This window comes from Proteus vulgaris, from assembly GCF_023100685.1.
Lineage (GTDB): Bacteria > Pseudomonadota > Gammaproteobacteria > Enterobacterales > Enterobacteriaceae > Proteus.
This window is the reverse complement of the sequence record NZ_CP090064.1, coordinates 1,348,927-1,363,788: the sequence shown is the minus strand read 5'-3', so window position 1 is coordinate 1,363,788 and position 14,862 is coordinate 1,348,927. Positions and strand designations below refer to the sequence as shown.

Below are 14,862 nucleotides of genomic sequence, written 5' to 3'. Positions count from 1 at the left end.
TTATGAAAGTATTGCTTCCTTTTCTCGCACTCTATCGTCGCCACTGGTTTATGTTATTGCTAGGTATTATTCTTGCTATCTTAACTTTATTGGCGAGCATTGGCCTTTTAACACTATCAGGTTGGTTTTTAGCAGGTACTTCTCTAGCTGGTTTTGCGGGGATTTATAGCTTTAACTATATGCTACCTGCTGCAGGAGTTCGTGGTGCAGCGATATTTCGTACTGCGGGCCGTTATTTTGAAAGACTCGTTAGTCATGATGCAACATTTCGCGTGTTATCACACTTACGGGTATTCACCTTTGAAAAAATATTGCCTCTTTCTCCTGGTGGAATTGCACGTTTTCGTCAAGGTGAGTTACTTAACCGCTTAGTAGCTGATGTTGAAACATTAGATCACCTTTATATTCGTGTTATCTCACCTATTATTGCCGCTTTTGTCGTCATTATGATGATTGTGTTTGGCCTTGGGTTAATTGATGCTCGCTTAGCTAATACATTAGGTGGCATTATGCTCACCTTGCTGATTGTTTTACCTTTTGTGTTCTATTATGCAGGTAAACCTATCGGCCGAGATCTGACTGATTTACGTGGACAATATCGCACTGTACTCACTAGCATGTTACAAGGGCAAGCAGAACTAACTGTTTTTGGTGCGCTACCTCGTTTTAGAGCAAATTTAGCGCAACTTGAAACCAAGTGGTTACACCGACAAGCACAACAAGCAAACTTAACAGGGTTATCGCAATCATTGATGATCCTCGCCTCAGGGCTGACTGCAACCTTAATTCTATGGTTGGCGGCGGATGGGATAGACCATAGCTTTATGCCTGAAGCCCTAATTGCTTTATTCACATTCTGTGCATTGGCAGCATTTGAGTCTTTAGCCCCTGTTACTGTTGCATTCCAACATTTAGGACAAGTGATGACATCTGCAACACGTATTTCTCATTTAATTGAGCAAAAACCAGATGTCACTTTCCCTGAAAAAGGAGAAGAAAGAAAAAAGAGTGCTTCACTTACCCTACATAATGTGTGCTTTACTTATCCAGCTCAACCGATGCAAGTTATTAATCATGTAGATTTAACGATTGAAGCAGGACAACACATTGCATTGTTAGGAAAAACAGGTTGTGGTAAATCAACACTATTGCAATTAATCAACCGCGCTTTTGATCCAACTCACGGCACAATCTGCTTAAATAATTCATCTATTGCCGATTATGATGAAACGACTTTGCGTTCAATGATGTCTGTTGTTCCTCAGCGTGTTCATGTCTTTAGTCATACCCTAAGAGAAAACTTAATTATGGCAAAAGAAGAGGCAACAGATGAAGAGCTAGTCTATGCACTTCAACAAGTTGGCCTTGGGCACATTTTGGAAAATGATGAAGGATTAAACGCATGGATGGGCGATGGTGGTAGACAGCTCTCAGGGGGCGAACAGCGACGTTTAGGACTGGCAAGAGCCCTACTCCACAATGCACCTCTTATATTGCTTGATGAGCCAACAGAGGGCCTTGACGCCGATACAGAACAGCAGATCCTAGCTCTCTTACATCAGCATTGTCAGGGCAAAACTGTATTAATGATCACTCACCGACTTCACGGTTTAGATAAAATGGATAAAATTTGCGTTATGGATGGCGGAAAAATCGTTGAAACAGGCACTCATGCTTCGTTGTTAAAACAACAAGGGCATTATGCTAAATTTCACCAAAGACAGGCACTATTAACTCCGACTCACGAGGCATAATATGCCGTTGTTTCAATTAAACGATAGTGATTTGGATTTTCCAGAGCCTCATTTAGCATTAAAAGAGCCTAATGGATTATTAGCAATAGGGGGAGAAATCTCCCCTTCTCGATTACGTGTTGCATATCAATCAGGTATCTTCCCTTGGTACTTCCCCTACGAAGAACCATTATGGTGGTCACCTGATCCAAGAGCTGTATTACCTGCTGGTGATTTACATATTGGGCGTAGTTTGCGTAAATTTATTCGTCATCATCCGTATAAAATAACCTTAAATCACGCCTTTGCTGCAGTGATAGAGGCCTGTTCTATTCGTGATGAAGGCACATGGATAGGCCCTGATATTAAAGAGGGTTATGACGCGCTGTATCATCAAGGTGAAGCACATTCTGTTGAAGTATGGGAAGGCGATGAACTCGTAGGTGGATTATACGGGGTCAATATCGGTGCGGTTTTTTGTGGTGAATCGATGTTTAGTCGCAGAGATAACGCTTCTAAATGTGCCTTTATTGCTTTTTATAACCATTTTCTTCGTTATGGGGGTCAACTATTTGATTGTCAGGTGCTAAACTCTCATACTGCCTCGTTAGGTGCCAGTGAGATCTCGCGTGACCATTATTTAAATGCATTATCGCGCTGGAAAAAAGTGATTATTGATAAAAAGTGTTGGTATCAGCAATCGTTGGAATTATAATCACTGCTTGTTTTTGTAAAGCCCTTCTTATTTAAGACAGAATTAAGAATGCCATTCTGTTATTTATGCAAAAAGGTTTATACAAAAATTTTATCTTACACACCCATTATGTGGTTAGGGTGTGTTGCTATTTTATTGTTATAAATACCACAAAATAAAGAATTACGACTTCTGTTATTACTTTTGCTCTAGCTTAGTAAAACGCAAGTCACGGTAAGGATGTTAAGTGCAATAGCAAGGTGAACACCATTGCTATCCGATAACATTCCTTTACATAGGACAATATTTTCGGCATTATCTTGCCGTTTGAAAAATATGGTTATTAAAACTTAGAGGATTAGATGGCCAAAGAAGACAACATTGAAATGCAAGGCACTGTACTGGATACTCTGCCAAACACGATGTTCCGCGTAGAATTAGAAAACGGACACGTCGTTACCGCTCATATCTCAGGAAAAATGCGTAAAAACTATATTCGTATCCTGACAGGCGACAAGGTTACCGTTGAGCTGACCCCATATGACCTGAGCAAAGGCCGTATCATCTTCCGTAGCCGTTGATCCCAATCTGTTCTCTCCCGTTATTGTTATATAACGGGTGAAAAAAAAACACCACAGGCAAGGCATTTATTGATGCTCACCTGTGGTGTATGCTTTTATGGCTTAGTAAGTTAACCGCTATCCTTAGATAACGGTATCTTCGTTCTTAGCCAGCTTTTCTTGACTGACAAACTCGTAGCTTAACTTACCTGCTAGTTTATCTAATATGACAGAAACTGAACCACCATTAACAAGAGATCCAAATAAAATTTCGTTAGCTAATGGTTTTTTCAGATTTTCTTGGATCACACGCGCCATCGGTCTTGCGCCCATCGCTTTATCATAGCCTTTATCACACAACCATTGGCGTGCTTCTTGACTAACTTCTAGCGATACCCCTTTATCATCTAGCTGTACTTGTAGCTCAACAATAAATTTATCCACTACCATAGAGATAATTTCAGGTGATAACGCATTAAACCAAATAATGTTATCTAAACGGTTACGGAATTCAGGTGAGAACGCTTTTTTAATTTCCGCCATAGCATCGGTGCTATTATCTTGCTCTGTAAATCCAATCGACTTACGCTGCGTTTCACGCACACCCGCATTAGTCGTCATTACTAAAATAACATTACGGAAATCGGCTTTGCGGCCATTGTTATCTGTTAATGTGCCGTTATCCATGACTTGTAGCAGAATATTGAACACATCTGGATGTGCTTTTTCAATTTCATCAAGCAATACAACAGAATACGGATTTTTGATTACTGCATCGGTTAATAATCCGCCTTGATCAAAACCAACATAACCAGGAGGCGCACCAATTAAACGGCTAACAGTATGTCGTTCCATATATTCAGACATATCAAAGCGCAGTAATTTAACATTCAACGCTTTCGCTAATTGTACAGTAACTTCTGTTTTACCTACCCCAGTTGGGCCAGCAAATAAGAATGAGCCTACTGGTTTGTTATCTTGGCCTAAGCCTGCTCGACTCATTTTAATGGCTTCAGATAATGCATGAATTGCAGGATCTTGACCAAATACCAACATTTTTAATTGGTTATCGAGATTTTTCAGTATCGATTTATCACTACTAGATACCGTTTTTTCAGGGATACGTGCAATTTTAGCAACTACTGATTCAATATCAGAAACATTGATCGTTTTTTTGCGTTTACTTGGTGCAATTAAACGTGTTTTTGCACCCGCTTCATCAATAACATCAATGGCTTTATCTGGTAGATGTCTATCTGTAATGTATTTAACGGACAAATCCACCGCGGCCTGAATCGCTTTATTGGTATAACGTACATCGTGGTGCGCTTCATATTTCTGACGCAACCCTTTGATGATTAAAACGGTTTCATCAGCTGAAGGTTCTGTTATATCAATTTTTTGGAAACGACGCGCAAGCGCTCTGTCTTTTTCAAAAATATTACTAAATTCTTGATAAGTCGTAGAACCTATAACTCGAATTCGCCCACCTGATAACAGAGGTTTGATTAAGTTTGCCGCATCTACCTGCCCACCTGATGCAGCACCTGCACCAATAATGGTGTGGATCTCATCAATAAATAAGATGCTTTTCTCATCTTTTTCAAGGGTTTTAAGTAACGCTTTAAAACGTTTTTCGAAATCACCACGATATTTCGTTCCCGCTAATAGCGAACCAATATCTAGTGAGTAAATAGTGTAGCCTTTCATAACGTCAGGAACATCATCTTGCTCAATACGCCATGCAAGCCCTTCTGCAATTGCCGTTTTACCGACGCCTGATTCACCTACTAATAATGGGTTATTTTTGCGACGACGACATAATACTTGAATGGTTCGTTCTAATTCAGCTTGACGCCCAATCAAAGGATCTATTTTACCTTGGCGTGCTAACTGATTAAGGTTAGTTGTAAAATTATCCATATGATCGTCACCTTGAGGCATCTCTTGCTGAGATTGTGCGTTCATATCATTCATGTCAGAAAGATCTTCGTTTTGTTGATCTTCTTTTGAAATACCATGAGAAATAAAATTCACAACATCAAGGCGACTAACGTCATGTTTACGTAATAAGTAAGCTGCGTGAGATTCTTGTTCACTAAAAATAGCCACCAGCACATTAGCGCCAGAGACTTCATTTTTGCCTGATGATTGAACATGAAAAACAGCACGCTGTAATACACGCTGAAAACTCAGCGTTGGTTGTGTTTCTCTGTCTACATTTTCAGGCAAAATAGGGGTTGTTTTACGAATAAAGACTTCAAGTTCTTCGCGTAAGACTGCCAGATCGACTTTACAAGCTTCCAATGCTTCGCGTGCCGATTTATTACTTAATAGCGCCAACAACAGGTGCTCTACAGTCATAAATTCGTGTCTGTTATCACGGGCTTTCGCGAATGCAACATTAAGACTCAGCTCTAATTCGTGATTAAGCATAAGCACCTCCTCCTTAAAAGACTAACCGGATCATGCTTGTTCAAGAGTACATAAAAGTGGGTATTCGTTTTCTCTTGCATACAGATTAACTTGTGCCACTTTCGTTTCAGCAATATCCGCACTATAAACCCCACAAACTCCTTTCCCTTTATGATGAACGTCCAGCATAATTTGTGTTGCTTTTTCCTCACTGAGAAAAAAATACATCGTAAGCACTTCTACAACAAAATCCATGGGGGTGTAATCATCATTATTCAAGATCACCTTATACATTGCTGGTGGCTCATTTACCTGATGAACATCATCCCTTAACGTGGTTTCTGTTAAAAAATCAAACTGACCCATTGTTTTGCATTACTCATAGTTTTGTTAAACGTCACTTTCAATTATGACATTTAGTTTACCATCTCACAGGAAAGTCTGCCTATCAACGCTTTTTTATTCCCTCTTTTTACATCCAAAAAATAACAAAGCGTTAGCTACATCAAAATTTCACCTTATCGAAACACTTTCTGTCCCTTTCACCTCTTGACGACTGAAACAATAAAATAGAGTATGTTTTATGAACAGCTCAGTAAATATACTGAAAGTGATGTTAAACAAATAAATACAAGTATATGAGAGAAGCTAAGTATGGAGACAGGTACAGTAAAGTGGTTCAATAACGCTAAGGGCTTTGGTTTTATTACCCCAGAAAAAGGTGGCGAGGATATTTTTGCCCACTATTCAACAATTAGAATGGAAGGCTACCGCACACTTAAAGCGGGGCAGAAAGTTAATTATAGCACGATAAAAGGGCCTAAAGGTGACCATGCTGACCTTATCATTCCTATCATTGAATAGAAGATACGCACAGTATAGATAAACCTGATAATACCTTTTACCCAATGAAGTCGGGTATTTTCAGTCAGAAAGATACCTTATTCATTCAAATAAAAGCCCTTAATATACTTAAGGGCCTTTATCTTATTGTTTGAATTATTCTCTGGCTAATGCATCAATGGGATTCATTTTTGCAGCACTCCTTGCCGGTAAAAATCCGAAAATAACCCCAATAGCAGTTGAACAAATGAAAGCACTGATTAATGCAATAGGTTGGAATACAAAATGCCAATCCGGTAACATTACGCTTGCAATCATTGCAATACTAAACGAAAGAGCAATTCCTAACACACCCCCTACTAAACAAACCAGAACAGATTCAATGAGAAATTGTTGCATCACGTCACTCGCCCTCGCACCAACCGCCATTCTAATACCAATTTCTCGCGTTCTTTCAGTCACAGAAACCAGCATAATATTCATAACACCAATGCCACCAACCACTAATGAAATAACTGCGACAAGTGTAAGAAATAATTGCATTGTTTGCGTGGTGCTCTCAGCCGCTTTAATAAAACTATCAAGGTTATAAGTGAAAATATCTTTTTTACCATGTCTGATCGTAAGCAAACGGATCATTTGTTGCTCAGCTACACTGGCATCATAACCGTCTATTGCTCTTACCGTAATGCTGTCAAGATATGAGCGATTTAAAATACGACTATTTAACGTACTATAAGGCACCCAAACACGTAATGACTGCCCATTACCAAAAGCTGATTTTTTATCTGCAATAACTCCGACAATCGTAGAAGGAATATTGCGAATAATAATTTGCTCACCAATCACATCTTTCTTAGTTGGGAAAAATCGATGACGAGTATTTTCGTCAATTACAACAACCTGAGCTTGTCGTTGGATCATATCTTGGGTAAATGAGTGACCTTGCGAAAACTTCATGGCATATACAATAAAATAATCTTCACTCACACCCGCAACCGAGGCTGGAGAATCTTGGTTTCCACGGCGTAATCGCGTGCTAAATTGCACTTGTGGTGTGACCGCTTGCACATAAGATTGCTGTTTTAAAGCAAAAACATCTTGTAGCGTTAATGATTGTCTGTCTTCAGGGGAATCACTACCGAAATCTTTCCCTGGATAAATATCGATGGTATTCGAACCAATGGCTTTTATATCAGAAAGCACCATACTTTTTGCAGCATCACCAATGACAATAATCGTCACGACAGAAGCAATTCCTATAATAATGCCGAGCATTGTCAATAATGTACGTACTTTATTGACAACCATGGCACGCCAAGCCATTTCTAGCGCTTGAGTAAAGCGCCCTACAATTTGTCCCAAATAAGAGGAAGTTAAAACAGGTGTCGTTTCTTTTTTAACTTTATGTGTCGTTGTTTGATGACGGTTATCACTAATAATCTTACCGTCTTTTATTTCGATAATTCGCTCGGCTTGTTCTGCAATTAAAGGGTCATGCGTTACGATAATAACTGTATGCCCTTGTTCATTTAATTGCTTCAAAATAGCCATTACTTCTTTACCTGAATGACTGTCTAATGCACCAGTTGGCTCATCAGCAAGAATAACCTCACCACCATTCATCAACGCTCGCGCAATACTTACACGTTGTTGCTGACCACCAGAAAGTTGATTAGGTCGATAATCAACACGCTCGCCTAATCCTAAACGAGTTAATAATTCACGTGCCCTTTCTTTACGTTGAGTGGCATTTTTATCTGCATAGATGGCTGGAATTTCAACATTCTGCTCTGCACTTAAGTGTGCCATTAAATGATAACGTTGAAAAATAAACCCAAAGTGTTCGCGACGTAATGCAGCAAGTTGATCACCTTCCATTTGTGCAACACTTTGACCTGCAACTTTATATTCACCGCTACTTGGCTTATCCAAACATCCTAAGATATTCATTAAGGTCGATTTACCAGAGCCGGACGCTCCCATAATCGCGACCATTTCACCCGCATTAATCGTTAATGAGACTTTATTGAGAACAACGGTTTCTTCTTCACCATTGCTATATACGCGACTAACCTCATTGAGTTCTAATAATGCCGGCATTATGCATCTCCTGAAGTTTCACCCAGAATAACCTCATCGTTCTCTTTTAATCCGCTGAGGACTTCAGCATAAACATCAGTACGCATACCTATTTTTACTGTGCGTTTTTCTGGCTGACCATCAACTAAAACATCAACATAATATTCATTAATACCCGCATCTTCACCTAAGACAGAAAGCGGTACGAGGAGTACATCTTTCTTATTTTCGATAAGAATTTTAACTTGCGCGGTCATTTGTAAACGTAGTAAATGTTGTTCATTAGGCACTTCGAAACGGGCATAGTAAAAAATAGCATCATTAATTTTTTCAGGCGTTGGCAGAATATCTTTTAACTTGCCACTAAAAGCTTTATCTGGCGCGCCTAGCACTGTAAAAGAAGCATTAAGATCAGGTTTTAAATAAATCACATCTGCTTCAGATACTTCCGCCTTTACTAGCATCGTATCTAAATCTGCTAAAGTTAAAATCGTTGGTGCTTCTTGTGCCGCAATGACGGTTTGACCTTCTAGAGTTTTAATAAACGTCACAATGCCATCCATAGGCGCAGTGATACGTGTATATTGAAGGTTAGTTTTTGCTGTATCTAAGGTCGCTTGATTCTTTTTAATCTGCGCTTCATAGGTGATAATACGTGCTTTTTTAACATCAACATCAGTTTTAGTACGATCAAGCTCATCTTGTGCAATGGCATGTGTACCAATCAGCTTTAACTGACGTTGATATGTAAGTTGCGCTAAACGTAATTCGGCCTGAGCCTGTTGAAGATTTGCTCTAAGCTCATTGTTGGTTTCTTGAGATTCAGTGACTTCGTTTTGCGCTTTTTTAGGATCAATAATCGCTAACAAATCTCCCTTTTTAACCGCATCGCCTTCTTTCACAAACAAAGTTTGTAATTGGCCACTGACTTGCGCACCTACATCAACTTTACGCACAGCATCAAGTTTACCCGTTGCTGTCACTTCTTTTGACAGCTCACCTCGCGTAATGATTTGTGTTTGATATGACGGTACATTTTCTTTCGGCCAAAAAAAATAGGCAACAATAGCAACCGCAATTAAAATAAGGGTGAGCACTTTCCCGCGCTTTTTTAAAGATAAAAAAGCCATACAATATCCTTCCTAAACATAACAATTTAATAAACCATAAGAAACTTTAGCGATGATATTCATCTTCATCGCTAAATAGAATTTACATTGATCCCGTGCGTTTATCTTTCTTGCTATAACGGCCTAATTTGCTTTGCCTCTAGCAAGCCATGCAACACGAGAAAACATACTTTTCAGTATGGAGGGGATGGAGTCTACTCCTCGTTGAGCAGCATTGTTAGCTACCGTTAGTGCGAGATCTGGTTTTGATGAGCGTTGGATAGCTTTAATAATCACACGTCGAGTTGGCCATTTTTCATTATCAGGTACACCTGCAACATCATGATACACATTGCGAAAGCCTTCTTTGTATAAAAAATGTTCCATATCTAAGGCGGGGAGTTTTGTTAATCTATCACGCTCCGCATCATTGCTTTTTGATGCAAAATCTTTAACGGTTGCGGCATATTTCTTACCCGCTTCATCACCATCCACTAAGGTATGCCATTCTATTCCCATATACGTTGCATACTTTAATAATGGCTTAAGTCCACATTGTGCAAATTCAATAACTTTTATTCCTTCGGCTTCAAAGAAATAATTACATTGTCTTGCCAACTCGTTCATTAACCAAATTTCTGTTTCACCTTCAACTAATAACCAGCAACGAGCAAAAAGTGCAGACGGCCTGTTATAACGAATATGAAATGAAATACGTCGTTCTTCATCTGAATGTAATTGCTGATTACCAACACGATAAGCAGCTACTTTGTCAGTATCACGTACTAAACGACACACACTTTCTAATGGTGCTAATGAAAGTAACTCACCTGAATTAGTCGTTGTTATACGTTGTAGTGAAAAAAGATTAAGTAATCCCCAAGCCACCGAAAGCATAATAGGATGTAAACGTGTTTCAGGGTTTTCTACAATAACGATAGGCCTTGCATAAGGATCTAATGCAACGCTACCTCGAGACTGTAATATAGAGGAGAACATTCCTAGGATAATTAATCGAATGCTTCGTTGATTCGGTTTTGCCAACACCTTATTAATATTTTCTAATGCGTGCCAGCCACGTACATGAGGCTCATTGACTTTACGATGACGAGCATGTGATTTAAACAACAATGAACCATGATCAGCAAAATAGTGCCCTAGTAGCTGTTGCATGGCATCTAGCCCTTCACGTAAATCCTCATCTGACAACTCGTCTGGATTTTTAACTAATGCCTTGGTTAACTCACTCATTTTATTATTAAACGCTTCTCGATGAGGGTTATTATGAGGATCGATAACGTCAGAGGTAAGATCACGAACAAAACGCGCATCTTGCAAGCGAAGAACAGGATAAAGCCTAACAATCTCTGCAATAATTTCTTGAGTTTGTCCATTAGGTAAGCGAATTTGCTTTCCTTCTTTATCCAGAAAATAGCGGAATGTTTTTACATTTTTTTGTTCATCTAATTCAGCACTGATGCGGTAATAGATATGTTTTAGTTCATCACCATTTGCAACCCATACAGGCGCTATTTTGTGAAAACGATAAGAACGATGTCGTCCAGGGCGTGATTCAGTAAATGTCAGAATAATTTGTAGCGTTTTTTTACTATTTTCTTCCGGCTCATTCGGCAGACGATGGAAATCATCAGGTGTAAATGCATATTGATAGGTTTCAATACCCAAGCTGAGTGTTAACGCATCAAGTAATGAGCTTTTACCCCACGCATTTTCACCCACTAAGACTGTATTCATATCAAGAGGTAATGAAAGACGATTAAGTCCACGGAATCCAACTATTTCCACTCTTTCTAAATACATAAATTCCCTCGTTAGTTACGACTAAGCTATGTTTTTTATTCTTCCTATCTTAATTTTATGCTTAATCTGCCAATAATTTCACTTAATGAATGTTTTCATTAAATCACAGTTAAAGAGTGTCGTAATAAAATTTACTCAACTATTCGATATATACCCAAATCGTTCGCTTTTCAAACAATTAAAGCCACTTATCGGTAAACATGTTAGGCTCATGGCTTCAATAAAAATTTTAGATTTATCTTAGCTTCTGTATCCACAACAACATAAGTAAATGTTATAATGCAGACAACGTTATTAGTTTATTTTATAATTTGAGTGCACTCAGTAAGGAATAGAAATGTTATCAGGGTTATTGATTATCCTACTTCCGCTTTTTGTAGGGTATTTGATTAAATTAAACAATCGCCCATTACTTCATCTGGCAAATCGCCTACTTAGTGCGATGGTTTACGTTATCCTATTTCTAATGGGCGTCAGTTTAGCCATGTTAGATAATATTGGTGAAAATTTAGTCTCTATTCTTGCTTATGCCAGCGTTTTCTTTTTATGTACCTTTGGGGCAAATTTACTATTTTTATGGCTATTGGATAAAAAAGATCCTTGGCATGTCCCTGCACATAAGCAATCTAAGCCACCATCACGCATAAAAATGGTACTTGAATCGCTGCAATTATGCGGTGTGGTTGTTGTCGGTTTTTTTGTAGGCTTAACGGGTTGGTCAATTTTTCATTATGCATCTCATGCCAGCCAAGGTGCGCTTATCTTCTTGCTATGGCTAGTAGGATTACAATTGCGTAATAGCGGAATGAGCCCAAAGCAAATTTTAATTAATCGCAGAGGAACAACCGTTGCTGTCGTCATGGGGGTGAGTGCGCTTGCAGGTGGTGCTTTAGCTGCTTATTTACTAGGATTACCGATGAAAATGGGATTAGCCATTGCATCTGGATATGGTTGGTACTCTTTATCTGGGATTGTACTTACCGATGCATTTGGCCCTGTTATTGGTAGTACTGCGTTTTTCAATGACTTAATGCGTGAATTAGCGGCAATTATGCTTATTCCTATCATTATTAATCGTTATAGAAACACGGCATTAGGGATTTGTGGTTCAACTTCCATGGACTTTACGTTACCTGTTTTACAAAGAAGTGGTGGTGTTGCCATTGTGCCTGCAGCCATTGTGCACGGATTCGTGTTAAGTTTAATCACTCCAATATTAATGGCTTTCTTTACTTCATAGAAAAATCAGTAACAATAGAACAATAACGTTCTCTTTTTACAGTGGATTAACAATGAATCAACAGCGTGTATTAGTACTTGGTGCAAGTGGCCATATTGGTCAAAATCTTATTCCAGCTCTGATAAAACAAGGTCATCAAGTCACTGCGGGAGCGCGCAGAGTTGACTGGATGATGTCTCAAGGTTGGGAAAATACACGCTGTATTTTTGTGGATTTACACAATCCAGAAACCTTAAACAAAATCATGCATGATACTGATATTGTGTACTATCTTGTTCACAGCATGGGCGATGCACATAATTTAGTTGAGCAAGAGCGTAAAGCGGCAATTAATGTTGTGGAAGCATTAGAAGGCACAGAAGTTAAACAAATTATTTTTTTAAGTGCCTTACAACATGAAGATCAGCAATATTCACCTCATCTCATTGCCCGAAAACTCACGGGTGAGGTATTAAGAACAAGCGCGATCCCTGTAACTGAAATTCGTACCTCAATGATTGTCGGCCCTGGCTCTGCCGCCTTTGAAATTATGCGTGATATGGTTTATAACCTCCCTATTCTTACGCCTCCGCGCTGGGTTCGTTCAAAATCGTCTCCTATTGCCTTAAAAAACTTAATTCACTATTTAACAGAAATTATCCATCATCCCACACATCAACATCGTATTTTTGATGCTGGTGGCCCCGAATATATTAGCTATCAGACCCTTTTTGAGCGCTTTATTAAAATCTCAGGTAAAAAACGAGTGCTGATCCCGCTACCTATGCCGGGCAGTCTTATTTCTGCGGGCTTTATCAGTATGATAACGTCTGTGCCAACCTCTATTGCCAAAGAGCTGATCCAAGGGCTTAAATATGATCTTCCTGCCAACGATGAGCCATTACGTAAACTTATTCCTCAATCCCTAATTAAATTTGATGATGCAGTAAAAGAAACACTCGCTGATGAAGAAGCGGCTTTAGATAACCAAGATTGGGGTTACTCTCCTGCTGTTCGTAATCGCTGGAAACCGGGTTATGGTTATTACCCTAAAAATGCAGGTTGTACAGTATCTACACCGGCAAGCGCGGCATCCCTTTGGCATACTGTGCAACAAATCGGTGGAAAACAAGGCTATTTTTATGGTAATGCGCTATGGAAAACCCGCGCAATTATGGATGATATGGTCGGAAATAAAGTGACTTACGGACGCCCTTCTAGAGAAACATTAGAACTTGGCGATATGATTGATGGTTGGCGAGTGATCAAACTAGAGCCAGAAAAACAACTAACCTTATTATTTGGAATGAAAGCTCCCGGTTTAGGTCGCCTTTCTTTTACTATCCATGATAGTGGTAATCTTCGTTCAATCGATGTTCGTGCTTGGTGGCACCCTGCCGGTTTTAGTGGATTACTTTATTGGTTTGCGATGATGCCTGCGCATTTATTTATTTTCAAAGGCATGGCTAAAACCATAAGTAATAACGCTTATGAACTGGATAAAAATTCACCTAAGAGTGAAAAAAAATAGCTGAATTACCCATTTTTACGTAAAAAAACCACTTTATTATGCAGTTTTAGTTGCATAATTATTCTTACCGTTTTATTATTTGAACCAGTTAATGACTATTCAGAAAAAACGCATGAGTATTCAATTAAAAAACATAAATTGTTTCTACGGTTCGCACCAAGCACTCTATGATATTAATCTGGAATGCTCTGCTGGTGAAACAATGGTTCTATTAGGACCAAGTGGTGCAGGTAAGAGCTCACTAATGAGAGTTCTTAATTTATTAGAATTGCCACGTTCAGGCGAATTAGAAATTGCAGGTCTACATTTTGACTTTAACCAACAGCCTAACGCAAAGGCAATTCGTTCATTACGCCAAAATGTGGGCATGGTATTTCAACAATATAATTTATGGCCGCACCTGACGGTTCTTGATAATTTAATTGAAGCACCTTGTCGTGTATTAGGTTTATCAAAACCGCAGGCTAAAGAAAAAGCAATGAAGTTACTTGAACGTTTACGTTTAAGTGATTATGCAGGACGCTTCCCACTACATTTATCGGGTGGACAGCAACAACGTGTTGCCATTGCAAGAGCATTAATGATGGAGCCTCAAGTTCTCTTATTTGATGAACCGACAGCGGCATTAGATCCTGAAATTACAGCTCAAGTTGTTGATATTATTAAAGAGCTTTCTGAAACGGGTATTACACAAGTGATTGTGACCCATGAAGTTGAAATTGCACGCAAAGCCGCGAGCAAAGTTGTATATATGGAAAACGGCCGTATTATAGAGCAAGGTGATAACTATCGTTTCACTGCTCCACAAACGGAAGCTTTTGCTAATTACTTGTCACACTAAATCGGGATCAGACA

The 14,862-nt window shown here is 39.0% G+C and carries 12 protein-coding genes; 7 read left to right on the top strand and 5 right to left on the bottom strand.

Features of this window, described 5'->3' with window-relative positions; genetic code table 11:
- Positions 1-2 precede the first annotated feature (2 nt).
- The 3 genes from cydC (at position 3) to infA (ending at position 3,008) form a co-directional block, all read left to right on the top strand.
- Entirely contained in the window at positions 3-1,754 is a 1,752-nt protein-coding gene (cydC, locus tag LW139_RS06405) for a heme ABC transporter ATP-binding protein/permease CydC (RefSeq protein ID WP_247850791.1), read from the top strand.
- A gap of 1 nt (position 1,755) precedes the next feature.
- On the top strand, positions 1,756-2,448 hold the full coding sequence (aat, locus tag LW139_RS06400; RefSeq protein WP_227336637.1) for a leucyl/phenylalanyl-tRNA--protein transferase: 693 nt from the start codon (positions 1,756-1,758) through the stop codon (positions 2,446-2,448).
- A 341-nt stretch (positions 2,449-2,789) separates the two neighbouring features.
- Positions 2,790-3,008, top strand: coding sequence for a translation initiation factor IF-1 (gene infA, locus LW139_RS06395; RefSeq protein ID WP_004244560.1), 219 nt, complete (start codon positions 2,790-2,792; stop codon positions 3,006-3,008).
- 123 nt (positions 3,009-3,131) lie between these two features.
- Here infA and clpA read toward each other — a convergent pair whose 3' ends face one another.
- Positions 3,132-5,423, bottom strand: a complete 2,292-nt coding sequence (clpA, locus tag LW139_RS06390; RefSeq protein ID WP_166539652.1) for an ATP-dependent Clp protease ATP-binding subunit ClpA — start codon at positions 5,421-5,423, stop codon at positions 3,132-3,134.
- A 30-nt stretch (positions 5,424-5,453) separates the two neighbouring features.
- Complete coding sequence (gene clpS, locus LW139_RS06385) at positions 5,454-5,768, bottom strand: ATP-dependent Clp protease adapter ClpS (protein WP_036938154.1); 315 nt, start codon at positions 5,766-5,768, stop codon at positions 5,454-5,456.
- A 288-nt stretch (positions 5,769-6,056) separates the two neighbouring features.
- On the opposite strand from clpS, the gene cspD reads away from it, so the two are divergent.
- Complete coding sequence (gene cspD / locus LW139_RS06380) at positions 6,057-6,266, top strand: cold shock domain-containing protein CspD (protein ID WP_072062820.1); 210 nt, start codon at positions 6,057-6,059, stop codon at positions 6,264-6,266.
- 135 nt (positions 6,267-6,401) lie between these two features.
- Here the strand turns inward: cspD and macB are convergent, their stop codons facing one another.
- The 3 genes from macB to LW139_RS06365 form a co-directional block, all read right to left on the bottom strand.
- Entirely contained in the window at positions 6,402-8,348 is a 1,947-nt protein-coding gene (gene macB / locus LW139_RS06375) for a macrolide ABC transporter ATP-binding protein/permease MacB (protein ID WP_227336636.1), read from the bottom strand.
- Complete coding sequence (gene macA / locus LW139_RS06370) at positions 8,348-9,457, bottom strand: macrolide transporter subunit MacA (RefSeq protein ID WP_247850790.1); 1,110 nt, start codon at positions 9,455-9,457, stop codon at positions 8,348-8,350. Before macA ends, macB begins: the two co-directional genes overlap by 1 nt.
- 123 nt (positions 9,458-9,580) lie before the next feature.
- Positions 9,581-11,257: an ATP-dependent nuclease gene (locus LW139_RS06365; RefSeq protein WP_166539655.1), complete on the bottom strand. Its 1,677-nt coding sequence runs from the start codon at positions 11,255-11,257 to the stop codon at positions 9,581-9,583.
- Between the two features lie 337 nt (positions 11,258-11,594).
- On the opposite strand from LW139_RS06365, the gene LW139_RS06360 reads away from it, so the two are divergent.
- The 3 genes from LW139_RS06360 (at position 11,595) to artP (ending at position 14,848) form a co-directional block, all read left to right on the top strand.
- Positions 11,595-12,497 (top strand): lysine exporter LysO family protein, encoded by a 903-nt coding sequence (locus LW139_RS06360; protein ID WP_247850789.1) that lies wholly within the window; start codon positions 11,595-11,597, stop codon positions 12,495-12,497.
- Between the two features lie 52 nt (positions 12,498-12,549).
- Positions 12,550-14,007 carry a DUF2867 domain-containing protein gene (locus LW139_RS06355; RefSeq protein ID WP_247850788.1) on the top strand — a complete coding sequence of 486 codons (1,458 nt, stop codon included), beginning with the start codon at positions 12,550-12,552 and terminating at the stop codon, positions 14,005-14,007.
- Between the two features lie 112 nt (positions 14,008-14,119).
- Entirely contained in the window at positions 14,120-14,848 is a 729-nt protein-coding gene (gene artP, locus LW139_RS06350; RefSeq protein ID WP_166539657.1) for an arginine ABC transporter ATP-binding protein ArtP, read from the top strand.
- Positions 14,849-14,862 lie beyond the last annotated feature (14 nt).